The sequence below is a fragment of the Sporosarcina gallistercoris genome (assembly GCF_014836415.1).
In the GTDB taxonomy this organism is placed as follows: Bacteria; Bacillota; Bacilli; order Bacillales_A; family Planococcaceae; genus Sporosarcina; species Sporosarcina gallistercoris.
Genome location: NZ_JACSQY010000006.1, coordinates 164,185 through 189,490, shown reverse-complemented (window position 1 = coordinate 189,490; position 25,306 = coordinate 164,185). Strand labels below are relative to the sequence as shown.

The window sequence follows — 25,306 nt, the reverse complement described above, 5'->3', positions numbered from 1 at the left end:
GAGAATTGATTGCTCAATTCGTACTGGCATCATTTAAGATGTCTATCAGATCCGTTAAGATCTGTTGTGTTTGTTCCGCCGGCAGAACCGGTTTTCCAAACGATATTTCGTTGACATTTTGCTGTTCAGTTTTCAAGGTTCATGTTGTCGTTCTCTCGAAGCGACTTGATTATCTTAACATGTCTGAGAAACTCAGTCAAGTTATTTTTAAAAAACTTTTTTCGTTCATCTCAGCGGATTTTGTAAGCTAGTTAGTTACCTCCGCGGCGACAAGATTTATAATAACATTGAATGCAATTGTACGTCAACACTTTTTCGAAAAAAGTTTCAAAAGCGCTTCACAACGGGGTTAAGAGATAAAAAACAGCCGTTGTGGACGGCTGTTAGTCAATCACACTATACCTACGATGGTAAAGGAAATCGTTTTTGGAGTCGATAGACAGAACCTTAATAATGTTTTTCTCTATTAAGAATTCAATCAGCATTTCAAGATCCACTGAGTACATTTTCAATTCCTCGTGCTCATGAAGTTCTTGAATCCTCCACGTCTCTTTTTGCGACATGACTTCCAGAATATGACGCGCTCCATATTCTGTACGGTTATGAATGAAGAACTCACTCGCAAGGAACATTAGCTCCAACCGTTTTTCAATCGCCTCATCACTCATAATAAGTTCTTCGTAGAGCTTATATATGGAAGGATCGATTTTTTTCACTTGGGACCAGACAGTTACTTCTGGAAGAATCCCTTTTTCGATGACTGCCAATCTCGCTAAATGATGAAGGGATTGGACAGCATGATGGTAGGCATCCATATAATGATGCTGTTCAAAAAACGACTTTCCTTCCATATAACGCCTGACTAGTTTTGCAAGCTCGATGCCCATCTTCAAATCTCTGCCGAAGAAAGGATGTTCGTGCAGTTCTCTTTTCAAGTCTTCTATATACTCATTTCGATCAAAGAAGACTTTTCCGTAAAATAGCCAATCTACAACTTTCCGTTTCGTTCCAAGAAGGAGCCATTTCTTCAGTTGGTTTTCACTAATGATATGAAGTGCAGCCTTCTCTTCCCCATCAGTATAATGTTTCGTTTGAATCGGAATCGTATTTGACGAAGAGATGATCAGCAGAATCTCATCAAATGTATCAGTAAGGGGATCTCCTTCCCATCGTTTGCTAACGAGTAGCACACCGAGTGTGTCAGGAAAACTTGCCCGTTCTTGATAGATAGGTCTGAGTGTTTGTTCCATTGTAATTCCTCCCTAGATGATATATAAGTTCGCCAGAGGTTCCGCAATTCCTTCTTCAAAAGACTCCTATGTTGCTCTAGTAGAAAATGTGCTATATTAAGGGAGCGAATTACAAGGAGGTCTTGCAATGAAACCTTATAAAAATAAAATCAATCGCATTCGGTCATTTGCTCTTTCACTCATCTTTATCGGAGTGATTGTTATGTATATCGGTCTGTTCTTCAGAAAATATGAAATCGTCATGTTGCTTTTCATGGTTCTTGGTGTGTTAGCTATTCTAGCCAGTGTAGTCGTCTATGCTTGGATCGGAACCCTTTCAACTCGAGCCGTTCAGATCGTCTGTCCGAATTGCGGTAAGGAAACGAAGATGCTTGGACGTGTAGACATGTGCGGCCACTGCAGAGAGCCACTTACAATGGATCCCACACTTGAAGGAAAAGACTTCGATGAAATCTACAATAAGCCGAACAAACGAAAAAGTTGAAATCAAAAACACGTACTTCTCTTCACACGAAAGAGAAGTACGTGTTTTCAATTTGCTTTAACAGCTTGTTTTTCACATGTAGGACATACTCCATACACTTCTAAACGGTGAGAGTTCACTTTGAAACCGGTCACGTAGGAAGCCAATCGCTCCACTTCTTCAAGCCCCGGGTGATGAAAATCGACAATACTACCACATTCATCACAAATGATGTGGTAATGATCATGTGTTACAAAATCGAATCTGCTAGAAGCATCGCCATACGTCAATTCCTTAACTAAACCGGAATTTCTGAAGACACGCAGATTGTTGTAGACTGTCGCCACACTCATATTCGGAAAATCGCTCTCGAGTGCTTTGTAAATTTCATCCGCCGTTGGATGGGTTTCTGAAGAGATGAGGAATTCTAAAATGGCATGTCGTTGCGGAGTGATCCGAACGCCACTTTCCTTCAATGTGACCAGCGCATCTTTAAGCATTGCACCAGACATAACGAACACCTCTATTCCATAAGGATTACTTCTTTATAATCATTATAATTAGTTTACTGAATTCGCTGTCTGGTGTCAAACATTCAGGGTTATAAAGCTAATGATCAGGCTTTAATAACCTCGCTTTGTCTCAATTACATTTTTAAATTCTCCGTTCTCTGCGAGCCAAACTTGAAGATTCTCTTTAAAAATCTCTAGAGCACGCTCCACATACTTGGCTGACAACGCGGAAACATGAGGAGACACCGTACAGTTTTCCAGATCCCATAACGGGCTTTCTACTGGTAACGGTTCTTGTTCGAAAACGTCAAGGACTGAGTGAGCAATCAAACCTTGTTGAAGTGCTTCCACGATCACTTCCTCTTTAACCAAGTCTCCCCTGCCGAAGTTCATAAATACTGCGGTCTTCTTCATTCGCTGGAAATGTGAACGGTCTAAAATCCAACGCGTTTCTGGAGTACTAGGCAATACGGAAATGATATAATCCGCTTCGGGCAGGCGTTCTGTTATATGTTCGAAGGAGATATCCTCATCCATGCCGTCATGAACACTACCTGATCGGCTACAACCAATCGTATATACACCGAAGGCTTGAAGCAACCTGCCGATTTCTCCCCCAATGGCACCTGGTCCAAGAATTAGCGCTTTCGATCCACGCAGTTCACTGGACTTCATCTTTTCCCATACTTTTTGCTTTTGCTGCTCATGGATTAGAGGAAGTGCCCGGTTAAGCGAAAGGATGTGGGCCAGTACTGACTCTGCCATTGGTGTCTTGTGGATACCACTCACATTCGTCACAAGGATTGCACGTTCTCCTAATTTTTCCAGAGGCAATTTATCAACACCAGCAGATGCGACCATTACCCATTTCAAATCTGTCAGCTGTTCCAAAATTTCTTCAGTCAAGTCACTGCCATATGTAACAAGGACTGTAACTTTTTTATCCCCTGCGCCTTCGATACTATCCGAGAAGTCAAAGTGGACTTGCGGGAACTTTCCGGTTAGCTCCTGACGAAACTTTTCCTTGATGGGAAACGTTATTAACACATTCGTCATTGTGACTCACCGTTTCCTTCATTAGATACCTGTAACAATGTTCGATATACCGTATCGATATGTCCATCCACTTTAACCTTGCGCCATTCTTTAATGACAGTGCCAGTTGGATCGATGAGGAATGTGGAACGCTCAACTCCCATATATTCTTTTCCGAAAGTCTTTTTCAACTTCCATACCCCATACAGCTCGCAAACAGTGTGTTCAGTGTCTGCTAATAGTGAAAATGGGAGTCCGTGTTTGTCGATGAACTTGAGATGGGATGCTTCGCCATCCGGGCTTACTCCTAAAATGACCGCATCCAGTGCACTGAAGTCCGAATGGCTCTCTTTAAACGTTTGTGCTTCCAGAGTACAGCCTGGTGTCGAGTCTTTCGGATAAAAGTAAAGAATTACATACTTCTTTCCTGCATAATCGGAAAGTGAAACCGGATTCCCTTTCTCATTTTGTAGCGTAAATTCGGGTGCATGCAAACCTTCTAGCGTTGACATTCCTCATTCCCCCTATCGGATTCTTTCCTATTATAGTATCGGACTACTCCGTCTTTTTCAATTCCTTTGGTGTTTCGTTCATTATTAGGTAAAATAGAAAAGAACTGATTTGAACGGAGGAATAGAAATGGAACGATCTAACTCAGAAACAATCTATGCAGAAGCGTGTGAACATATTGTAGGTGGTGTCAACAGTCCATCACGAGGCTATAAAGCTGTAGGCGGAGGAGCACCTACTGTTATGGAACGTGCAGAAGGCCCTTATTTCTGGGATGTTGATGGAAATAAGTATATTGACTACCTAGGTGCGTACGGTCCGATCATTACAGGGCATGCCCACCCACATATAACTGCAGCTGTCACGAAAGCTGCTGAAAATGGTCTGCTCTATGGAACACCAACGAAACATGAAGTGAAGTTCGCAAAAATGATCAAAGAAGCAATCCCTGGTTTGGATAAAGTACGATTCGTCAATTCAGGAACTGAAGCGGTCATGACAACAATCCGAGTTTCCCGCGCCTTTACAGGACGTACAAAAATCATGAAATTCGCAGGCTGTTACCACGGGCACTCCGATCTCGTACTAGTGGCTGCTGGCTCAGGACCTGCAACACTCGGAACACCTGACTCAGCGGGTGTCCCTAAAACCATTGCAGAAGAAGTCATCACAATTCCATTCAACAATCCGGATGCATTTAAAACTGCTATGGACAAATGGGGAGACGAGATCGCTTGTATCCTGGTGGAACCGATCGTCGGGAACTTCGGCATCGTGGAGCCTCAAGAAGGTTTCCTTCCACTTGTACATGAACTCGCAAAAGAAAAAGGTGCACTTATCGTATACGATGAAGTCATCACTGCTTTCCGTTTCCATTATGGATCAGCAGCTGAACTACTTGGTCTGGAACCGGATTTGATGGCTCTTGGAAAGATTATCGGTGGAGGTCTTCCAATCGGTGCCTATGGCGGACGCTCGGAAATCATGGATACTGTTGCGCCCCTCGGACCAGCTTATCAAGCAGGAACGATGGCTGGAAATCCTGCATCGATGCTTTCAGGCATTGCATGTCTGGAAGTTCTCCAAACGCCTGGTTTGTATGCAGAATTGGATCGACTTGGTGCTATGCTGGAAGAAGGGATTCTCCAATCTGCAAAAAAACACCATGTTCCGATCACCATTAACCGTAAATGCGGAGCACTTACCGTATTCTTTACAGAAGAGACAATTGTGGATTACGACCAAGCAGAAGCGACTGATGGAGAACGTTTCGGCAAGTTCTTCAAACTGTTGCTGAAGAACGGTGTAAATTTAGCTCCTTCTAAATACGAGGCTTGGTTTATCACCTCAGCACATACAGAAAAAGACATTCAAGATACACTAGTTGCCGTAGACCTGGCATTTGCAGAATTACTTTGATCGCAGACTGTTGACCAGCTCAGGTATTTATCGTAAAGTAGCGCAAAAGAGACCGTTAAAGAGAGGAATACAATCATGAAACTTGGTGCCCGCAGTTTGAAAACGGGTATTGCGATCGTCTTCGCATTGTTCGTTGCACAATTGCTCGATTTGCCAAACCCTGTGTTCGCAGGGATTGCTGCGATATTTGCAGTTCAACCGACCATTTACCGGTCCTATTTAGAGGTTATTGAACGAATTCAAGGTAACTTGATTGGTGCTACTATCGGGGTTGTCTTCATTCTAATTTTCGGCCATCAACTGGTCATCATCGGGCTCGCAGCTGTGATCGTGATACTGGTCATGCTGAAACTAGGGCTGGAAAAATCGATTGGCCTTGCGCTCGTCACTACGGTTGCAGTCATGGAAATCCAAGGGGATGACTTTCTTTTACTAGCGTCACTTCGTGTCTTAACGATTCTAATAGGAGTACTGGCAGCATTTTTAGTCAATCTCATTTTCATGCCGCCAAAGTATGAGGTAAAGCTATTTCAATCAATTCACCAAGTGCAAGACGAAATCATTCGATGGATCCGTCTGACTGGTCGGCAAGCATCTGACTTCATCGCAACCAAAAACGTAATTGTAAACTCACGCGAGCAATTGACGAATATCGATCAACTCTACTCGTTATACAAAGAAGAACGATATTATTTGAAAAAGAACCAATATGCAAAAGCACGAAAGCTCGTTATTTATCGGCAAATGATTGTTTCGTCGAACGCAAGTCTGCAAGTTCTAAAAAAACTCCATTTGTATGAAAGTGAGCTAGCTATGCTGCCGGATCACTTTAAAATGATGGTGCAAGAACGTTTGGATGCTATCCTTACGTATCATGAGCAACTGCACTTGAAATTTGTCGGCAAGTTAAAAGCGGATCAGTTAAGCACAGGTCTTCATGATGAATATATCCAGCGACATGAGGTAATGGAAATCTTCGTGAAAGAGATCGTCCTTTCCAAAGAAGAAGATGAAGAGTTCTCCACTTACTATTTACTTCACATACTCTCTGCTATCCTTAATTACGAAGAGCAGCTGGAGCATTTGGATAGTCTCGTCGTCACCTACCAGCGCAGATACGACAGTGAAGCCAATGCTAAATTCGAAGATGAAATCTATTAAAAAACCTAGAGGCGCAAGCAGCCTCTAGGTTTTTTAGCTCTTCATTTTCGGATCGAGTGCGTCCCGCAACCCGTCGCCCATTAAGTTAAATCCTAATACAGTCAACATAATCGCAAGTCCGGGAAAAATCATGGTCCACGGAGCGGATTGTAAATAATCCTTGGAATCCGCCAGCATCTTGCCCCACTCAGGTTGAGGGGCTTGTGCTCCTAAACCGAGGAATCCAAGTGCTGCCGCTTCTAGAATTGCAGTCGCAATCGCAAGAGTCCCTTGTACGATTACTGGTGCCATCGAATTCGGTAAAATATGTGAAAACAAAATCCGGGCGTCTTTCATGCCGATTGCTTTCGCAGACGTAATGTACTCATCCTCTTTAATACTGAGCACTTTCGAACGGATCAATCTCCCGAAATTCGGTACGTTAATCGTTGCAATGGCAATCAGTGCATTACGTAAACTTGGTCCGAGTACAGCAACGATCGCAATTGCAAGCAAGATTGACGGGAAAGCCAGCATAATGTCGAAGATGCGTGAAATAATCACGTCGACCCAGCGGCCATAATATCCGGCAATAATCCCAAGAATACTGCCAACAACGACCGAACCGATTACGGAGAAGAATCCGACTGCTAGAGAAATCCGAGCGCCATGGATGATTCTTGAAAGAATATCCCGTCCGAAATCATCTGTTCCAAACCAATATTCAGCAGAAGGTGGATGAAGCCGGTCTGCCATATTCTGATCGTTAATGCCCTGGGATGCGATCCACGGTGCCAAAATCGCGATAATGACAAAGAAGACAACGACCGCCATCCCTACTACTGCCACTTTACTTTTCCTGAAGCCAAGCCATGCATCCCGCCATGGGCCAGACTCTTTTTCAAGTTTCGCTTCTGCGATTCCGTCAACTTTTGGTGTCAGTTCAGACATGGTGCCAACCTCCTTCCTCAATCATATTTAATCCTCGGGTCAATAACGCCATAGAGTAAGTCAACTATTAAGTTGATCATCACGAAGAAGAATGCAACGACTAGAATCCCTGATTGAATGACAGGATAGTCCCTGTAGTTAATGGCATCGTAAATGTAGCGCCCGATACCTGGCCATGCAAAGATTGTTTCTGTAAGAATTGCTCCCCCAAGAAGCATCCCCATTTGCAGACCGACAATCGTCAAAACCGGAATAATTGCATTTTTCAAAGCGTGCTTGTAGACAACCCAAAACATTTTCTGTCCTTTTGCACGTGCAGTCCGAATGTAATCAGAACGCATCACCTCAAGCATACTGGAACGGGTCATCCGGGCAATGATTGCCATCGGAATGGTTGCAAGTGCAAGACCCGGAAGGATTAAGTGCTTGAACACTTCCCATAGCTGATCGAACCTGCCATTCAGCATGGCGTCAATCATATACAAATTTGTTATCGCTGAAACCGGATCCCTTACTTGTTCACGACCTGTTGTCGGAAGCCATTGGAGCTCAATAGCAAATGCCCATTGACCAAGTAAACCAAGCCAGAAGATTGGCATCGATACACCAACAAGAGCTAAAATCATTGCCGTATAATCGAACCATGAATTTTGGAACCAAGCTGAAATGATTCCTGCATTGATGCCGATTACGACTGCAATAATCATCGCGAACAAGGCAAGCTCGAGTGTCGCTGCAAGGTATGGCCAGATTTCGTCCGCAACCGGCAATCTTGTTCTCATCGATTCTCCTAAATCTCCAGTGAATAGACCTTTTAAATAACTGAAGAATTGAATGTACCATGGCTGATCGAGACCTAACTTCGCATTGAGTGCAGCAACCGCCTCAGGTGTTGCTTGTTGACCTAATATTACTTGAGCAGGATTTCCAGGGATTGCGCGGATCATCATAAATACAACAAACGTCATCCCTAGTAATACGGGAATAAGTTGAAACAATCGTTTTCCTATGTAACTGAGCATTCGGTTCACCTCTCATGGCTCTTATTTCGTTCGCATGCAGCACAATCTTCTTTAAAAAACATGAAAGGGGGATATGGCGAATGGCCTCCCCCTTTCACTCGTACATGTGCGTTACAGACTTACTTGAAGTCTACGTTTGAAAGCAAGTCAGAACCAGTTGGGTGTGGTACAAATCCAGTGAGATCCGCTGCTCCGCCAAGTAGCGGCGTTGAGTGAGCAAGTGGTACCCATGGTGCTTCTTCATGAAGGATTTCTTGAGCTTTCATGTAAAGCTCGTTACGCTTATCTTCATCCACTTCAGTTTGTGCTTCAAGGAATAGTTTGTGAGTTTCTGCGTTCTTGAAGTACGTGTAGTTGTTGCTTCCGATATTGTCTTCGTCAAGCAGGACGTAGAGGAAGTTATCAGCGTCTCCGTTATCTCCTGTCCATCCAAGCATGAAGGCATCCGCTTCACCTTTACTTGCTTTGTCGAGATATGTTGCCCATTCATAAGAAACGATTTTCGCTTTAATGCCGACATCCGCCAAGTTGCTCTGGATCACTTCCGCAACTTTTGTGCCATCCGGCATGTAAGGACGTGGAACCGGCATTGCCCATAGTTCCATTTCAAAGCCATCTTCAAGTCCTGCTGCTTTTAGCAATTCTTTTGCCTTTTCAGGATCGTATGCATATTCTTCAATCTCGTCGTTGTAACCGGAGATGGATGAAGGCATTGGGTTCTTCGCCGATTCTGCACGACCTTCGAAGAATGAATCGATGATTGTTTGCTTATCGATTGCATAGTTCATTGCCTGACGTACTTCTTTCTTATCAAATGGAGGACGTGTTACAGTAAGCCCTAGGTAACCAACGTTCATAGAAGGACGTTCGAACAATTGAAGTTTGGAATCGCCTTCGATTTTCGCTCCATCAGCCGGGTTAATGCCATCCGCCAAGTCGATTTCACCCGAAGTCAACGCGTTCAAACGTGCTGCGTTATCCGGAATTGAACGGAATACCACTTTATCAAGCTTCGGAAGTCCTTCTTGCCAATAATCTGCGTTTTTCTCGATCGTAATTGAATCATTCGGTTTCCACTCGACAAACTTGAATGGACCTGTTCCTACTGGATTACGCTCGTATTCGTCGTCCCCTTTTGCAAATGCTTCAGGGCTCGAAATCGCGAACATGCTCATTGCTAAGTTTTTCAAGAATGGTGCTTGTGGACGCTTCAGTTTGAAAACAACTGTGTTAGCATCTTCTGCTGTAACAGATTCGATGATGGCTTCTTCTTCCCCATCGAATCCGCCGAACATGGAGCTATAGTATGGGAACATTTCAGCATCCCCAGCTGACCAGCGTGCGAAGTTCGCGACAACCGCATCTGCGTTAAAGTCAGTACCATCGTGGAACTTAACACCTTCTTGCAATTTGAATGTATACGTCAATCCGTCTTCAGATGGTTCCCACTCTTTTGCGAGACCTGGCTGGATTGTCGTATCTTCCTCACCGAAGTTCACAAGTGTTTCGAATAGATTGACTGTAACTTTAAATGTTTCCCCTTCAGTAACACGAGACGGATCGAGAGAAGTTGAATCGCCCCCGCGACCAAATACTAACGTCTTCTCTTTCCCGCTCGCTTTCCCACCATCTTTTTCTGCGCCTTCTTCTTTGTCGTCGCTTCCACAAGCAGCGAGTGCTGTAGAAAGAACGAGAAGCATTACAAGCGCAAGTGACCATAATTTCCCTTTTCTCATAAAGACCCCTCCATCTCTTTTTCTTTCACTTCTATGTCAGTGTCTGCCTGCTCACTGTAAAGGTGACAAGCGACAGATTGACCATTCTCATGTTCTATCAACTGCGGTGAGACTTTCGAACAAATATCCATTTTAAAAGGACAGCGTGTGTGGAACGTGCATCCTGATGGCGGATTCGCCGGGCTCGGGATATCCCCATCGATCATTACTTGTTCTTTTACATAGTCGGGATCCGGTACAGGTACTGCGGACAATAACGCTTGCGTATATGGATGGAGTGGTTTTGCATATAACTGCTCACTCGGTGCAAGTTCCACCATCCGACCTAAATACATCACTCCGACTCGATCGCTAATATGACGAACGACCCCAAGATCATGGGCGATGAAAATATAGGTCAAGTCGAACTCTTTCTGAAGGTCTTGCATTAAATTCAATACCTGTGCTTGAATCGACACATCAAGCGCAGAAACAGGTTCGTCTGCAATGATCAGTTTAGGATTTGTCATAAGTGCACGCGCAATACCGATCCGCTGCCGCTGTCCACCGCTGAATTGGTGTGGGTAGCGTTTAGCGTGAAACGCGCTTAGGCCAACGATTTCCAAGAATTTGATAACCGATTTCTTCCGTTCTTTCGCATCTGAAATGCCATGTACTACAAGAGGTTCTTCTAGAATCTTACCAATTGTATGCCGAGGGTTCAGTGAAGCATACGGATCTTGGAATACCATTTGAATGTCACGCCGCATCTTTCTCATTTCATTTGTCGACAAAGACGTCAAATCTTTCCCGTCAAACTCGACAGTTCCTTCAGTCGGTTCCAATAGTCTCATGAGTACCCGGCCCGTTGTCGACTTTCCGCAGCCACTCTCGCCTACTATCCCGAGCGTCTCACCTTTATTTACATAGAACGAAATGTCGTCCACAGCTTTTACATGACCTACAGTTCTTCCTAGCAGCCCCTTCCTAATAGGGAAATACTTTTTCAGTCCTTCAACTTTCAACAAAGGCTTTTGGTCCATCTTCCGTCACTCCTTCCTCACTATATAAGAAGCATCTCGTCTGATGACCAGTTTCTGTGTGAATCAGTGCTGGATCTTCCACTAAACATCGGTCAAATGCAAACTCACATCGCGCTGCAAATTTACATCCTTTTTTAATGGATCCGGGTTTTGGTACGTTCCCCGGAATCGAATAGAGTCGATCTTTTTTATAGCGCATATCCGGTACTGATTGAATGAGCCCTTTCGTGTAAGGATGTTGAGGGTCTTCAAAGATCTTTTTGACTGAAGCCTCTTCGATCACCTGGCCCGCATACATGACAATCACCCGCTCGCACGTCTCAGCTACAACACCAAGATCGTGTGTGATCAGCATAATTGCTGTATCGAGCCGTGTGTTCAACTCTTTCATCAACTTCAAAATCTGTGCCTGTATCGTTACGTCCAGAGCAGTGGTTGGCTCATCTGCAATGAGAAGCTTCGGATCACAAACAAGTGCCATCGCAATCATTACCCGCTGCCGCATCCCGCCGGATAACTGATGCGGATACTCGTCAATCAATTCATCTGCACGGGGCAGTCCTACCAATTTCAACATTTCAACTGCTCGAGCTCTGGCTCTCTTTTTGGACCATTTCTTTTCGTGGATCAAAATTGCTTCAGACATTTGGTTTCCAATTGTAAAAAGCGGATTCAACGATGTCATCGGTTCTTGGAAAATCATCGCAATGTCATTGCCACGTATGTATCGCATTTCTTTCTCGCTTTTCTTCAGCAAGTCATTACCCTGAAATAGTATTTCGCCACCCGTTATTTTTCCAGGGGGTTTCGGTACTAGACCCATCACTGATAGCGAGGTCACGCTTTTTCCACATCCGGATTCACCAACTATACCAAGCACTTCCCCTTCCCTAACAAAGAAATCGACGTGGTCGACTGCCGGGATTGCTCCTGAGTCAGTAAAAAAAGTGGTTTGCAAGTCTTTGACATCTAAGACCTTTTTTCGTTCGCTCATGGTACCGCCCTCTCCCAATACTATTTTTCTCAAAATAACTTCTATTCAGTATTATACGTTTTTTTAGATGTAAATCAAGACAATTTTCTATACAATCAAAAAAAGCAGACAATTGAGAGATATCCTCATAATTGTCTGCTTTGATTTATATGGTCTGGACTTGAAACAGATCGTAGTAAATTCCCTGCTTTGCAATCAGCTCAGCATGGGTTCCTTGTTCCTTCAACTCTCCATGGTCAATGACTAGGATTTTGTCCGCATGTGTAATAGTGGATAATCTATGGGCGACAATCACGGTTGTCCGATTATGAGCAAGCCGGCTCAATGATTCCTGAATAAGCGCTTCGCTTTCCAGATCGAGCGCAGAGGTGGCTTCATCCAAGATGAGCATAGGCGGGTTCTTCAAAAACACACGTGCAATCGAAAGCCGCTGTTTTTGTCCACCTGAAAGTTTAACGCCGCGTTCTCCCACTTTCGTTTCATACCCCTCAGGCAGTTCCATTATGAAATCGTGTGCATTCGCAGCCTTCGCAGCTGAGACGATTTCCTCTTCTGACGCATCCGGATTTCCCATCATGATATTACTGCGTACGGAGTCGCTGAAAAGTATACTGTCTTGCAGCACTAGACCGATCTGGTCACGCAGCGTTTTTGTTTGGATATCCCGCAAATCGTGTCCATCGATTTTAATAGCACCACCAGTAACATCATAAAAACGAGGAATGAGGCTGACGATTGTCGACTTCCCGCCGCCGCTCATTCCGACAAGCGCAACTGTTTCGCCTGGTTTCACAGTGAAATTCATATCGCGCAGGACTGGGAACCCTTCTTTTTCGTAAGCGAAGTCCACGTGATCGAATTCAATTTCACCTTGAATTGCCGGGAGTGCACGCGCATCTTTTTTGTCTGTTACTTCATAAGGTTCTTCCATCAATTCAAACACACGGTCCATCGACGCAAATGATTGTGTTAAAGAGGTCGATGCGTTGACAAGTCTGCGCAACGGGCTGTACAGACGTTCAATGTAGGCAATGAATGCCACCATTGTTCCGACAGACAGAGAACCATTGATAACTTGATATCCCGCATATGAAATGACCAGCAGCGGAGCGACATCCGTAATGGTGTTAACAACAGCGAATGCTTTCGCGTTCCATTTCGTATGTTCAATCGCTTTGTCGAGAAACTTGCCATTTGTCTCATCAAAGCGATCCTGTTCAATTTCCTCCAGTGAGAAGCTTTTGATGACACTTACACCCGCGACCCGTTCATGTAAATAACTTTGAACGTTTGCAAGCGCCTGCGAACGTTCGCCCGTAAGCTTACGCAGTTTACCGAAAAAGTGTTTAACGCTAAACGCGTAGAAGGGGAATGCCAACAGCGTTACGAGCGTTAAAGGCACGTCCATCGTGAGCATGATCGCGACAGCAATCAGAATCGTCGCCAAGTCTAGCCATACGTTCATTAATCCGATCATGACAAAATTTTTCGTTTGCTCAACATCGTTGATAATCCGTGAAATCACTTCACCTGCACGCGTTTCCGAGTAAAAACGCATGCTCAGTTTTTGTAAGTGCCCATACAAGTTTTGACGAATATCATATAAGATTTTGTTACTGACTAGCTGCGCGTAATATTGGCGGTAATATTCAACCGGTGGCCGTATTATGAAAAACACAAGTGCCGTTCCGCCAAGCCAGTAGAAAAGTTGTCTCGTTTTTTCATCTGCTGACATCGTTTGTGAACCAATAACGTCATCAATCACAATCTTAATAAGAAATGGGATAAATAGAGGAATCGCAAACTTGATGATTCCAATGACAACAGTCAGCACAATTTGCCACGTGTATGGTTTTACAAATTTCAAATAACGTTTAGTACTCTCACCCATTCCATCTCTCCTATCTAAAAAAGCCTGCCGCAAACATCGCAGCCTGGCTAATCACTTTTCGCTTTTCATGTTTTTATAAAACTCGTAACGGGATGTCCAGACGTCTATGAAATCAGGAGCAAATGGCCCTTTACGTTGTTTAATCCAACTTAGCAAGGTTTCCAGGTTCCGACGTAAGATTTTATCAATCACTTCAGGATAGCCCATCTTCTTTTTATGATCGGCATACTCGTCTTCATCCAAAATGAGATAGCTCATGTCCGGGAAAACTTTGACATCCAAATCGTAATCGATGTATTTAATGGCATTGTTATCAAAGACGAACGGGGAACTGATGTTGACATAATAGTACACGCCGTCTTCCCTAAGCATACAAATGATGTTAAACCAGCGCTCTGCATGGAAATAGCAAATTGAGGGCTCCCGTGTAATCCACGTCCTGCCGTCAGATTCAGTTACAAGCGTTCGATCGTTCGCTCCGATAATAATATTACGCGTCCCTTTAAGAACCATCGTTTCTTGCCAGACTCTATGGATATGGCCGTCATGCTTATAACTATGTACTTGTACTATTTCCCCTTCTTTAGGAATATCCATCTGTAAAACCACCTTTTCGTGACCGGGAAATTTACCGCTCCATTCTTATCACAACATTATACCAACCGTACCTGAAAATAGAAAATGTTTACCCCTGCTGGTCATAGAAAAACCGGCAGGGAGACGATTGCTCCTGCCGGTAGGTGGTGTCCATCCAATTATTTTGTCTGGTCTCCGTAACTATTTGCACGTTGCCCTGAAGCTTGACGTTTTTTCGCTTCAGCTTTCTGGTTTTGTTGTTTCACGTGCTGTACATCTGTTTCGGCTCCAAACTCTTCGTTCATGAGCGGATTGTTTTGTTGGTTCTGTTTGTTTTTCTGGTTCCGCTGGTTGTTAGTTGTCATGGATTTTCACCTCCGTAACAACTAGCATATCCAGTCGTCCAAAAATTATCCTGTCAGTGTTAATTATTTTTCAGGTGCATCAGCAGCTTGCTCATCGGTTTCGATTGAGGGACGAGCTCCAGTTCTTCATCTGAGAAAAACCGGTAACCTTCTGGAATTGGTGAAGAGTCTTTCAGCACTGCATGATATCCTTCAACATGCCAAGTGACATGCGAGAAGATATGTTTGAACTGAGCGAAGGCCTCTCCCTGTTCAATAACAAGTCCTGTGGCGCTCTTCAGGGCATCTGCGGAATCCATTGAAGGATTGCATTCAATTTGAGGGAATTCCCAAAAGTCTCCGAGGAGCCCTTGTGCCGGTCTCTTTCTTAATAACCATTTGCCGCCAGGTTCGGAAATCGCAAATGAATGGATTGTCATGACTTTCTTTTTCAGCTTTTTCGTTTTAACCGGAAGTTCTTCTTGTTTCCCCTCTTCAAAAGCAGTACAGAAGTCTCTAACTGGACAAAGTAAACAGCGCGGGTTCGGTGTACAGATTGTTGCACCGAGTTCCATAATCGCCTGATTGAAAGAGGATGGATCTGTTTCATCTATCACGTCCATCACTCGTTGTTCAAAGACCTTTTTCGTTTTCGGTAGTGCTATATCTTCCTCAATCATAAAAAGCCTTGAAAAGACACGCATGACGTTTCCATCCACTGCGTGTTCCGGTACCCCATACGCTATGCTTAAAACGGCCCCGGCAGTGTATGGACCGATCCCACGCAAATTCAGAATTTCAGCACGGGTACGCGGAATCTTGCTCTCATAATTTCCCACGACTTCTTTGACACCTGCTTGTAAATTCCTGACACGTGAGTAATACCCTAAACCTTCCCAATGTTTAAGGACATGCTCTTCTTCAGCTTCCGCCAAAGATTCCATCGTAGGAAACGAGGCAATGAACTTTTCATAATACGGGATGACGGTGTCAACTCGCGTTTGTTGCAACATCACTTCGGATACCCATATATAGTAGGGATCAGAAGTCCTTCTCCAAGGCAGATCTCTTTTTTCTTGATGGTACCAAGTTAGAAGTGCTTTGTTAAACTCTTCTTTTTGCGAAATTTTCATGGGCAAACTCCTTCTAACGGCTAATACTTTTAGGATATTCAAATTTGGGTATATAATTAAGTAACTGTTGAATTCATTTCAATGGATATGTCATTTTCAAGGAGTGATGGAGTGGACACGGGAACACATATTGCAATGGGCATCGCCATTAGTGGGCTTGCAATGGCCGACCCTGTCGTTGCCTCGCACTCAGCAACCATGGGGCCGGTTTTTGCAGGTATTATGCTTGGCTCACTAGCGCCTGACACCGATACCGTTTTAAAACTTCGCAATAATGCCGTTTATATAAGGAATCACAGAGGCATGACGCACTCCATTCCGGCTGTTCTGTTATGGCCGATTATTATTTCAATCGTTTTATCGCTTTTCGTGCCTGAAGCTAATTTCATCCACCTGTGGGCTTGGACATTTCTCGCTGTGTTCATTCATGTATTTGTGGATATCTTTAACTCATATGGTACGCAAGCACTTCGACCCTTTTCACAAAAATGGGTGGCCTTAAGTGTCATTAACACGTTCGATCCGATTTATTTCGGTCTTCACGTCTTAGCCATTGCATCTTGGGTTCTTGGAACTCCGCCAGTACAAACGATGGCAGTTCTCTATGGCGTAATATTCCTATATTACTTACTGCGCTTCGCAGTCCATGCCGCTGTAAAGCGGGCTGTCTACAACACAATTCCGGCTGCGACTGAAGTTTACATTGCTCCTACCATGCGTTTCTTCCAATGGCGTATCGCCGCTTCAACCGAAACTGATCATTATGTTGGGCGCGCATACGGTCGTTCTGTTAATATCTACGATAGATTCGATCGTAAACCATTGCCAAAATCGCCGTATGTAGAAGCCGCAATGACAGATCGCAACATAGCCGCATTCGTATCGTTTTCACCCATTTACCGATGGGAGATTTCCCAGGTCGATGTCTTGACCGAGGTTCGCTTAATCGACTTGCGATATCGAAGTAAAACATTTTATCCATTTGTTGCAGTTGCTCATGTAGACGAAGACTTCAACGTTGTGAACTCTTATACCGGCTGGATATTCTCTGAAGATAAACTGCGCAAAAAGCTGAACTTCATCCAGGAGTCGTAATAGACACGTTCTACTTACCCGTCTTGACGTATGTTAACATGGCGAGCGGAAGCGCTTCTTCAGCTTGCTCGCCTCCCATCCGATATCCCCAAGCAAAACGGCCTTTTAAGTAATCAACTTTAAAGAAGTACCCTTCGTCTCCTTGTATTCTATAAATTTCACCTGGCACGATCGAAGCGGGATCGATAAGGTATGATTGAGCCATTAACGCTTTACGTTGATAAACTGCGTATTCGTTCAAAATCCCCAGCTGTTCGGCTTTTCTTGCCTTCTCCATGAGGCGGGCGATTTCGGTTCTAAGCTCCTGTTCAGTCATCTGGCTATATTTTTTTTCATTCTCCATCTTCTTCAAGCTCCTTTTTCTCGATGAAAGCATCGATTCGATCAAACGGAATCCCTTTTTGATACATCGCTTGTTTCACCCGTCTTTTGCGATCATACCCTTTATATTTGATACTCACTCGGCGCCATGCTTTTTCACCGGTTGTTTCGGTTATGGAAGTCCATTCGTCTTCATCCGGTTCGAACTCAACTGCATCCATTGCTTCTTTGATGATTTCAAACCTGAAACCTTTCCGTTGAAGCGCATTTTGTATTCGCTGTTTTAGCTGAGCCGGTGCAATCGAAGCGTGCTTACGTGCTGCTTTCTCCACTAATTTTGTCGCTGTTGCAAGCTGTTCCTGTGGGTCGTATTCTTCTAGAACCGCTTCTTGGACGGACGGATCTATCCCTTTGTTATTCATTTCCTGTTTGATAGCATTCGGTCCCTTCCCTGATGTGTTTTTTTGAGTGCGAAGAAGAGCTTCTGAAAAAGCATGATCATCCAGGAAGCCCAGCTTTTTTAATTTTATAATGGCCTCCTGAATCACTGATTCACCGAACTCCGCTTGCAGCAGTTTCTCCTTCACTTCAAATTCACTTCTCATTCTGAATCCTAGGAAGTGGAGTGCTCGGTTAACGGCTCGCTGAATTTCTTCTTCATAAAGCAGGTTTTCTTTTTCCCAGCTATCGAGCTGCATCCCTTTTGTTAATCCGAACTTGACGAGATTCGACTCATGTACGCTAAACTCATATACTTCGTCCAAGAAAATATTATATCGTTCCTTGTCCTTTTTCTGCTGTGATATCTTCGTGATCACTGGCATGTCCATCACCTCCCGCTTACTATCAGTATACCTGTTCTCATTTGGCCGGTCAGCTGATTCGTTTGTCATCTTTGAAAGGAGCCTAATTCATGAATCTATTAATTACTGGCGGAACGGGTTTCATCGGTTCCCAACTCATTGAAAATCTGAAAGCAGAAGGTCATTCTATTACAGTTTTATCAAGAAGTGAGTCGAAAGAAAAGGATGGCGTTCGCTATGTCCAATGGCTGCATAACAATGCAAAACCCGAAGAAGAGCTTACGCCTCCGGATGCAGTCGTAAACTTAGCAGGGGTTTCCATAAATGAAGGCAACTGGTCAGAAGAACACCAAAAGAAAATCTACGAGAGTCGTATGGAAGCGACCGACGAACTCCTGCGTATACTTGAGGTCTTAAATGGTAAGCCGGATGTCTTTGTAAACGCTAGCGCAATTGGAATTTATCCTACTTCCGAAACCCATGTGTACACGGAAAATTCACCAGAAATCGCTCATGACTTTCTCGGGGAAACCGTTCATGAGTGGGAAAAGAAAGCATCCAAAATGAAAGAATTCGGTACGCGTGTCGTCTATACACGTTTTGGAACAGTTTTCGGAAAAGGCGGCGGTGCTCTGCCTCTCATTGCACTTCCATACAAATTGTTTGCAGGCGGCCCGATCGGCTCCGGACAACAATGGATTTCTTGGGTCCATGTTGAGGATGTGGCACGCGCAATAAGCTTTGTCATTTCGACACCTTCACTAGAAGGACCCGTTAACGTAACTGCTCCAGCCCCTGTCAGGATGTCTGATTTAGGGAAAGCAATCGGTTCCGTCACCCACCGACCACACTGGCTGCCTGTTCCCGGTATAGCTATGAAACTCGCACTAGGTAAAAAGAGTAAATTAGTGTTGGAAGGTCAACACGTATTACCGGAAAAACTTATTGAAAGTGAGTTTACTTTTAAGTATCCTGCGATTCGTCCAGCACTCGCAAACATTCTTGAGTAACGGATGTATAGAACCTTCACTTCGGCACACGCTATGAAAAAAGGAGTGTGCTCGAAATGATGGAACAACATGGTCCAGGTATCTTAATGGCAGCATTCGTGATTGTCGTTGGTCTCGCTTTCAACCCGTTCGCCGCCCACGCAGACGAATTCCATTGGGGCTTTAAGAAAGCGATCAATGGAGAGCCTCCCAACGCTGGAGCAGCACTCGAATCGATGCTGAATGAGTACGGAGCCATTTACAAAGGCAAACCGGACGAAAAGATCGTCTATTTAACTTTTGATAATGGGTACGAAAACGGGGAGACGGAAAGCATTTTGGATACCCTTGAGAAAGAAGATGCACCCGCTACTTTCTTTCTAACTGGACATTACTTGAAAAGCGCAGCGCCGCTTGTAAAACGGATGGTCAAGGATGGACATGGAATTGGAAACCACTCATATGATCATCCGAATATGGCTAAGCTGAGTCCAGAAAAGATGCAAGACGAATGGGAAAAATTCGATGCATTGCTTGAGGAGACGACGGGCATTAAACGGACGGTTTACGCAAGACCACCAGAAGGTATTTTCAATGAACAAGTGTTAGCTGTAGGGAATTCACTCGGGTATCGACATATTTTTTGGTCAGTCGCCTTTATCGACTGGTATGCGGATAAACCCAAAGGTCGCGATTTCGCTTACAACGAACTTATGAATCAGCTGCACCCTGGTGCTGTCATCCTCATGCACACCGTTTCTTCCGATAACTCTCAAGCACTGCCGGACTTCATCAGAGATGCTAAGAAACAAGGCTATACGTTCGGTTCACTGGATGACCTTGTGATGGAGTATGAAGATATTCAATTGGGATATGCTCAGTGAAATAATTTAAACCAAAAACAGAGACACCGATTCGTTGAACGGTGTCTCTGTTTTTGGTTTTATAGCACTTCTCGCTTCATATTTTTCTTTCCTGCTAATGTCAGCAAAAACAAAATTCCAAGAAACAGGCAAAACAGGTACAAATAGTTTTGCTGCGACACTTCCAACACGTATCCTCCGAGAATCGGTCCGGTCAAGCTGCCGAAACTGAAAAAGATTCCGCACAGCAAATTCCCCGTTGGTAATAGATGGTTCGGAGTAAGATCAGACATGTACGCAACGCCGAGGGAAAAGAGAGAGCCTGAAAATATCCCGCCGATGAAAAACATGATCATTATTGAAATGGCAGATGAACTTAACAATGCAGCGCCCGTAAACGCAAGCATCCCGCCTCCTAATCCAATAAGCAGAACTGGACGACGACCCATTTTGTCAGACAATATACCAAGCGGAACTTGAGAAATGATTCCTCCGAATGCAAACGCAGGAATTATGATAGCAACCATACTTAACGGGATTCCGTTTCGTAAAGCGTAAACAGGGAACATCGCATTCAATGAAGACTCCAAAAAACCGTAACCAAATGGGCCAAGAAGGGCAATCCAAGCAACCACCACTGTCGCTTTAACCCGTTTTCCGAAATGACCCGCAGCAGCGGTCCCTGCCATCACTTCCGGAAGGTCATTCTTCAATGTGAAAACAAGTCCCCATGCACAACATGTCAACAAGGCGGAGACAATGAAAGGCAATCCTTCAAAAATCGATACAAGGGGCACAAACATCGGCCCGATTGCGAACCCAATACCTACTGATAACCCGTAAATGGAAATACTTCTTCCGAGACGGTCTGGCGAGACAGTGCTTGTTATCCAAGTCTGAGTGGCAAAATGGAGAGCATGGTCTCCAATTCCGATAAACAGACGGAGTACAAACCAAAAGATTACACTCTTCCATAATGGGAACGAAAGTAGCGAAATGATAACAATCACACCACCCGCAATAATCACTGGTTTGTATCCGAACTTGCGCAGCGGTGCTTCCATGAATGGAGAGACTAAAAGTGTTCCTATGTATAATCCAGTGGCATTCAGACCATTTAAAGTTCCTGAAATACCATCTTGCTCAAAAATCGAAGAAATGAGCGTGAGTAGCATCCCCTGTGAAAAACCTGAAATCGAAACAATTATGACCAGCACCCAAAAACGATGCTGCTGCTGATTCTTTGTGATAGCCATTCGTCATACACCCCTTATTCAGCAAAAACCCTTATAATGATAGCATACAAAGGAGGGAATTTTAATGAAATTCGAAATGACAGAAAACGGCTTTGAAACAGAAACAGAATTCGGGAAGCTTGAAATCTCTTCCAATGAAGAAAAAGGATTCCGTCCTTATCAGTTGATGGTCGCTTCCATTGCTGCCTGCACAGGTGGAGTCATGCGTAAAATCTTGGAGAAGAAAAGAATGCCTGCTCAATCGATTCACATCGAAGTGAAAGAAGTGATTCGGTCACAGGATGACGCGAGTCGACTTGAAAAAATCCACTTCCACATTACAGTGCAAGCAGATGGGCTGACGGATGAGAAGATGCCGAAAATTCTCGAGTTAACCGATAAAAACTGTTCGATGTACCAATCGGTGGCGAATTGCATCGATGTAAGAAAAACATATGAACTGTTGAACTGATCCATTGCACATTAAAAGACCCGGCCTCTTGTGTTCCAATGAGAGCCGGGCTTTATGTTGGGATTAAATTGTTCATAGATTTACTGCGAATTCGCCAATAGAATTTCCTTTTCCAGACGTCTTCGAATCGCCTCCTTCTATTTTCAGAACTTGTTCAACTGCCCTCCTTCGTTTGAATAAATCTATCATATCATATTAACTTTCAATTGTGAATAGTTAAATTGAATTTTCTTTTCAACCAATTGTGCTGATCGTCTATTTCCGTTAAAATAAGCTTACAGAAAGAGGTGAACATGATGCAAAACTCACCATCTAACCAAGTTGATGATTTAAAGATCCGACTCAATCAGTTTTTGGAAACGCTCGATACAATTGAGCCTGAAACAGCTGATCTTGAAGAAATCGATCGTCTCATTAGTCTCGTTGACGATTTAGAAGTCCGTATGGGTAAGTTGAAATGACATTCCTGAAATCGAAAACGTTTCTCTAGCAGAGGTTTAAAAGCCTCTGCTCAGACTGTAGACAAAAGGGTTGGAAATCGAAATGATTTCCAACCCTTTTAGTTTTTGTTCGTATAAATCTGCAACTGGTCAAGAGCCGTTGATCTCCGTTCCGGTCGGACGCTTTCCAGGGGGCTTGCCCTCAGCCTCCTCGTCGCTTTGCTCCTGCGGGGTCTTCGCGCTGCGCTGATCCCCCAGGAGTCGCCGACCTGCTCTCCAATCAACTCGATATCCCATAGGACATTCCATATGCATGTGCATTTTCCCTTACAGATGGGATCCATGTCCAGCTGGCAAGTTTCTTCAGATTTTGGGCAGCGAAAGTTAGCATCGCCTGCATAGACATTTTTTTAAGTCCTCTCAGGGTTGTCCATCGCATACCATGCTTCTCCTCGGCGTCGGCAAAGACTTGTTCAACCGTCTCTTTGCGTTTTCCGTATATTTTTTTGATTTCATGAATGTCATTTTAATGAGTACAACTGGATCTATGCTGGGTCTCCCAAATAATGAATAGAGATCTTCAACTAATGGATAAATGAAAGAAAAATCAATTGCTGCATCTAATTTACGAACCAGATGGTCTTGTGGAACTAACTGTTCGATTGTAAGCATTTCCATCTGTTCCCGTTCATTCACTTGATTCTTCGTCATCAATTCCATCACCTCATTCGATAGTTGGGAGATTCCGTTGATTGTAGCGGAGAGCGGCGACTCCTGAGGGATCAGCGAAGCTCGAAGACCCTGGACTGAGCAAAGCGAGGGAAGCGGCTGAGAGCAAGCCCCTCGGAAAGCGTCCGCTCGCAGCGGAAATCAACTTTTTCTAGTTAATACTATTGTAAAAGAGAAAAGACTGTAGGCAACCCCCTGATTACTGAAGTTTGTTTACAGTCTGAGCAGAGGTTTAAAAGCCTCTACTTTTTTGTATACATAAAAATTATTCTTCTTTAAAAACAAAACATACTCTAACACTTTATTCTCAACTATGATATACTACTATTAATAGTTATTATAAAGTAGTAACAGATATTATTTAAGTCGGATTCCCCCATGGAATCCGACTTTGTGACTTTTATAAGGTAAATGAAAGTGAAATTCATTCTCAATTAGGAGGGGTATTATGACAACGCATGCAAACAGTGAACTGCCAAAATCAGCGGACTGGAAAGAACATATTGAACTCGCATTAGCTATTCTCTCGGGAATCCTCATTTTAGCAGCTTGGTTAAGCGGTAAAAACGGGGCTGAACTCTTTTCAATCGGTTTGTATGTAACGGCTTTTTTGATTGGAGGGTATGCCAAAGCAAAAGAAGGAATCGAAGAAACCATTAAAAACAAAGAATTGAATGTGGAAATGCTAATGATCCTTGCAGCGGTCGGTTCAGCTATTATCGGTTATTGGGCTGAAGGGGCCATCCTGATTTTCATCTTCGCGTTAAGCGGTGCGCTTGAAACGTATACAATGAATAAAAGCCATAAAGAAATTTCTTCCCTCATGGAGTTGCAGCCTGAAGAAGCCTGGCTCATTCAGGACGACGGTTCTGAAGTGAATGTGCCGACTGCCTCCCTGACAGTTGGTGACCGCTTGCTCGTTAAACCGGGTGAACGGATTCCAGTCGATGGGATTGTACGAAAAGGCAGTACGTCTGTCGATATGTCCGCCATTAACGGCGAATCCGTTCCTGCTGATAAGCGTGCGGATGATGAATTATTTGCAGGTACGGTAAATATTAGCGGTGTCATCGAAATGGAAATGACAAAGCCAAGCAGTGAGTCGTTGTTTCAAAAGATTATTACGATGGTGCAAAACGCACAAAGTGAAAAGTCTCCTTCTCAGCAGTTCATCGAACGATTCGAAGGCAGCTACGTCAAGGTTGTACTCCTTACTGTTGCCCTTATGATGTTCTTACCTCACTTTGTATTCGGTTGGGACTGGACAACAACATTCTATCGGGCTATCGTCCTTCTCGTTGTTGCCTCTCCATGCGCTCTTGTAGCATCCATCATGCCTGCTACTCTCGCTGCTGTCTCTAATGGAGCAAAGCGCGGCGTCTTATTCAAAGGCGGCATTCATCTGGAACATTTAAGCTCACTAAAGGCCATTGTGTTTGATAAAACCGGGACGTTAACGACGGGCAAACCTGTAGTGACGGATTTCATCGTACGTGAAGGTGCTTCTGTCGCAGACGCATTGTCCCTTTTAGCAGGTATCGAGTCTCGTTCGAATCATCCATTAGCGACTGCCATTACAGCATACGCCCTCACTCAAGAAGTTCCGATGCGACGTGACTTCGATATTGAAGAAGTTCCAGGTAACGGCTTGCGGGCATTTCCGCCTGAAGGCGAAGTGATCGTTGGTAGTCCGCGATTTGTCGGAATCGAAGAAGCTAAAGCATTTCATAATGGATCCGCCTTTGCTTTTGCTGAAGAAGGTAAAACGATTCTATTCATTAAAGATCAGGAAGGGATTCTAGCCGCGGCCGCACTACAAGACGTCCTCCGACCTGAGGCGATAGAAGCGATCCAAGAGCTTAAAAAGGCTGGTTTGAAAACAATTATGCTGACGGGAGATAATGAAAAAACTGCAAAAGCGATTGCTTCCCAAGCCGGGATCGATTCTTATACAGCCAACTGTCTTCCAGATATGAAAGTGAAGAAAGTGAAGGAATTGATGGAGCAATACGGAGCGGTCGGTATGGTGGGAGACGGCATTAATGATGCACCTGCGCTCGCTACAGCAACAAGTGGAATTTCGATGGGTGAAGGAACAGACGTCGCATTGGAAACAGCAGATGTGGTTCTCATGAAAAATGACTTGACGAAGCTCCCCTACACAATCAAATTATCGAGAAAAATGCAGCGTATTGTAAAACAGAATGTATTCTTCTCGATTCTCGTCATCGCGATGCTCATCATATCCAACTTCATGCAAGTCGTGGATTTACCGCTAGGGGTAATCGGTCATGAAGGAAGCACGATTCTTGTCATCTTAAATGGATTACGAATGCTCAATACAACAAAGTAAAAAGCAAT

Annotated in this window: 25 protein-coding genes and 2 pseudogenes; 9 read left to right on the top strand and 18 right to left on the bottom strand. The window is 44.0% G+C overall.

Annotation, left to right across the window (positions count from 1 at the left end):
• Positions 1 to 383: 383 nt before the first annotated feature.
• Positions 384 to 1,250: a nucleotidyltransferase-like protein gene (locus H9659_RS09955; protein WP_191690002.1), complete on the bottom strand. Its 867-nt coding sequence runs from the start codon at positions 1,248 to 1,250 to the stop codon at positions 384 to 386.
• A 127-nt stretch (positions 1,251 to 1,377) separates the two neighbouring features.
• Between H9659_RS09955 and H9659_RS09950 the strand changes: the two genes are divergently transcribed.
• Positions 1,378 to 1,734: a YgzB family protein gene (locus tag H9659_RS09950; protein ID WP_191690001.1), complete on the top strand. Its 357-nt coding sequence runs from the start codon at positions 1,378 to 1,380 to the stop codon at positions 1,732 to 1,734.
• Between the two features lie 47 nt (positions 1,735 to 1,781).
• Here the strand turns inward: H9659_RS09950 and perR are convergent, their stop codons facing one another.
• The 3 genes from perR to bcp form a co-directional block, all read right to left on the bottom strand.
• Positions 1,782 to 2,225 (bottom strand): peroxide-responsive transcriptional repressor PerR, encoded by a 444-nt coding sequence (perR, locus tag H9659_RS09945; protein WP_191690000.1) that lies wholly within the window; start codon positions 2,223 to 2,225, stop codon positions 1,782 to 1,784.
• Between the two features lie 111 nt (positions 2,226 to 2,336).
• Positions 2,337 to 3,281 carry a D-2-hydroxyacid dehydrogenase gene (locus tag H9659_RS09940; RefSeq protein WP_191689994.1) on the bottom strand — a complete coding sequence of 315 codons (945 nt, stop codon included), beginning with the start codon at positions 3,279 to 3,281 and terminating at the stop codon, positions 2,337 to 2,339.
• On the bottom strand, positions 3,278 to 3,772 hold the full coding sequence (gene bcp, locus H9659_RS09935) for a thioredoxin-dependent thiol peroxidase (RefSeq protein WP_191689992.1): 495 nt from the start codon (positions 3,770 to 3,772) through the stop codon (positions 3,278 to 3,280). The genes H9659_RS09940 and bcp overlap by 4 nt, the downstream gene beginning before the upstream one ends.
• 127 nt (positions 3,773 to 3,899) lie before the next feature.
• Between bcp and H9659_RS09930 the strand changes: the two genes are divergently transcribed.
• Entirely contained in the window at positions 3,900 to 5,189 is a 1,290-nt protein-coding gene (locus H9659_RS09930) for a glutamate-1-semialdehyde 2,1-aminomutase (RefSeq protein ID WP_225217760.1), read from the top strand.
• Positions 5,190 to 5,264: 75 nt separating this feature from the next.
• Positions 5,265 to 6,350 carry an FUSC family protein gene (locus H9659_RS09925; RefSeq protein WP_191689990.1) on the top strand — a complete coding sequence of 362 codons (1,086 nt, stop codon included), beginning with the start codon at positions 5,265 to 5,267 and terminating at the stop codon, positions 6,348 to 6,350.
• A gap of 33 nt (positions 6,351 to 6,383) precedes the next feature.
• Here H9659_RS09925 and nikC read toward each other — a convergent pair whose 3' ends face one another.
• The 9 genes from nikC to mutY form a co-directional block, all read right to left on the bottom strand.
• On the bottom strand, positions 6,384 to 7,280 hold the full coding sequence (gene nikC, locus H9659_RS09920) for a nickel transporter permease (protein WP_191689987.1): 897 nt from the start codon (positions 7,278 to 7,280) through the stop codon (positions 6,384 to 6,386).
• A gap of 17 nt (positions 7,281 to 7,297) precedes the next feature.
• Entirely contained in the window at positions 7,298 to 8,302 is a 1,005-nt protein-coding gene (locus H9659_RS09915; protein ID WP_191689985.1) for an ABC transporter permease, read from the bottom strand.
• 119 nt (positions 8,303 to 8,421) lie between these two features.
• Complete coding sequence (locus tag H9659_RS09910; RefSeq protein ID WP_191689983.1) at positions 8,422 to 10,038, bottom strand: ABC transporter substrate-binding protein; 1,617 nt, start codon at positions 10,036 to 10,038, stop codon at positions 8,422 to 8,424.
• On the bottom strand, positions 10,035 to 11,060 hold the full coding sequence (locus tag H9659_RS09905) for an ABC transporter ATP-binding protein (RefSeq protein WP_191689981.1): 1,026 nt from the start codon (positions 11,058 to 11,060) through the stop codon (positions 10,035 to 10,037). Before H9659_RS09905 ends, H9659_RS09910 begins: the two co-directional genes overlap by 4 nt.
• Positions 11,032 to 12,054: an ABC transporter ATP-binding protein gene (locus tag H9659_RS09900; RefSeq protein ID WP_191689979.1), complete on the bottom strand. Its 1,023-nt coding sequence runs from the start codon at positions 12,052 to 12,054 to the stop codon at positions 11,032 to 11,034. The genes H9659_RS09905 and H9659_RS09900 overlap by 29 nt, the downstream gene beginning before the upstream one ends.
• 145 nt (positions 12,055 to 12,199) lie before the next feature.
• On the bottom strand, positions 12,200 to 13,945 hold the full coding sequence (locus tag H9659_RS09895) for an ABC transporter ATP-binding protein (protein WP_191689977.1): 1,746 nt from the start codon (positions 13,943 to 13,945) through the stop codon (positions 12,200 to 12,202).
• A gap of 51 nt (positions 13,946 to 13,996) precedes the next feature.
• Positions 13,997 to 14,542, bottom strand: coding sequence for a nucleoside tri-diphosphate phosphatase (ntdP, locus tag H9659_RS09890; protein ID WP_191689974.1), 546 nt, complete (start codon positions 14,540 to 14,542; stop codon positions 13,997 to 13,999).
• A gap of 158 nt (positions 14,543 to 14,700) precedes the next feature.
• Positions 14,701 to 14,886 (bottom strand): gamma-type small acid-soluble spore protein, encoded by a 186-nt coding sequence (locus H9659_RS09885; protein WP_191689973.1) that lies wholly within the window; start codon positions 14,884 to 14,886, stop codon positions 14,701 to 14,703.
• 59 nt (positions 14,887 to 14,945) lie between these two features.
• Entirely contained in the window at positions 14,946 to 15,998 is a 1,053-nt protein-coding gene (mutY, locus tag H9659_RS09880) for an A/G-specific adenine glycosylase (protein WP_191689971.1), read from the bottom strand.
• A 111-nt stretch (positions 15,999 to 16,109) separates the two neighbouring features.
• Between mutY and H9659_RS09875 the strand changes: the two genes are divergently transcribed.
• Positions 16,110 to 17,093 (top strand): metal-dependent hydrolase, encoded by a 984-nt coding sequence (locus H9659_RS09875; protein WP_191689969.1) that lies wholly within the window; start codon positions 16,110 to 16,112, stop codon positions 17,091 to 17,093.
• 10 nt (positions 17,094 to 17,103) lie between these two features.
• Here H9659_RS09875 and H9659_RS09870 read toward each other — a convergent pair whose 3' ends face one another.
• Both H9659_RS09870 and recX read right to left on the bottom strand, forming a co-directional pair.
• Positions 17,104 to 17,436: a YfhH family protein gene (locus H9659_RS09870; protein WP_191689967.1), complete on the bottom strand. Its 333-nt coding sequence runs from the start codon at positions 17,434 to 17,436 to the stop codon at positions 17,104 to 17,106.
• Entirely contained in the window at positions 17,426 to 18,238 is an 813-nt protein-coding gene (recX, locus tag H9659_RS09865; protein ID WP_191689965.1) for a recombination regulator RecX, read from the bottom strand. The genes H9659_RS09870 and recX overlap by 11 nt, the downstream gene beginning before the upstream one ends.
• A gap of 89 nt (positions 18,239 to 18,327) precedes the next feature.
• On the opposite strand from recX, the gene H9659_RS09860 reads away from it, so the two are divergent.
• Complete coding sequence (locus H9659_RS09860) at positions 18,328 to 19,227, top strand: TIGR01777 family oxidoreductase (RefSeq protein WP_191689963.1); 900 nt, start codon at positions 18,328 to 18,330, stop codon at positions 19,225 to 19,227.
• 56 nt (positions 19,228 to 19,283) lie between these two features.
• A complete protein-coding gene (locus H9659_RS09855) occupies positions 19,284 to 20,090 on the top strand; it encodes a polysaccharide deacetylase family protein (protein WP_191689961.1) in 807 nt (268 codons plus the stop codon).
• Between the two features lie 59 nt (positions 20,091 to 20,149).
• Here H9659_RS09855 and H9659_RS09850 read toward each other — a convergent pair whose 3' ends face one another.
• The gene (locus tag H9659_RS09850; RefSeq protein ID WP_191689959.1) at positions 20,150 to 21,325 is read right to left on the bottom strand and encodes an MFS transporter; all 1,176 of its coding nucleotides are present in this window, start codon (positions 21,323 to 21,325) and stop codon (positions 20,150 to 20,152) included.
• A 64-nt stretch (positions 21,326 to 21,389) separates the two neighbouring features.
• On the opposite strand from H9659_RS09850, the gene H9659_RS09845 reads away from it, so the two are divergent.
• Together H9659_RS09845 and H9659_RS09840 are read left to right on the top strand one after the other, a co-directional pair.
• Positions 21,390 to 21,776: an OsmC family protein gene (locus H9659_RS09845; protein WP_191689957.1), complete on the top strand. Its 387-nt coding sequence runs from the start codon at positions 21,390 to 21,392 to the stop codon at positions 21,774 to 21,776.
• 293 nt (positions 21,777 to 22,069) lie between these two features.
• A complete protein-coding gene (locus H9659_RS09840; protein ID WP_191690028.1) occupies positions 22,070 to 22,237 on the top strand; it encodes an SE1561 family protein in 168 nt (55 codons plus the stop codon).
• A 259-nt stretch (positions 22,238 to 22,496) separates the two neighbouring features.
• Here H9659_RS09840 and H9659_RS15570 read toward each other — a convergent pair.
• Both H9659_RS15570 and H9659_RS15565 read right to left on the bottom strand, forming a co-directional pair.
• Positions 22,497 to 22,724, bottom strand: a pseudogene (locus tag H9659_RS15570) (transposase); the annotation flags it as partial.
• Positions 22,725 to 22,726: 2 nt separating this feature from the next.
• Positions 22,727 to 22,936: pseudogene (locus tag H9659_RS15565) on the bottom strand (IS5/IS1182 family transposase); the annotation flags it as partial.
• 457 nt (positions 22,937 to 23,393) lie between these two features.
• On the opposite strand from H9659_RS15565, the gene H9659_RS09825 reads away from it, so the two are divergent.
• Positions 23,394 to 25,298, top strand: a complete 1,905-nt coding sequence (locus tag H9659_RS09825; protein ID WP_191689953.1) for a heavy metal translocating P-type ATPase — start codon at positions 23,394 to 23,396, stop codon at positions 25,296 to 25,298.
• The last annotated feature ends 8 nt before the right edge of the window (positions 25,299 to 25,306 follow it).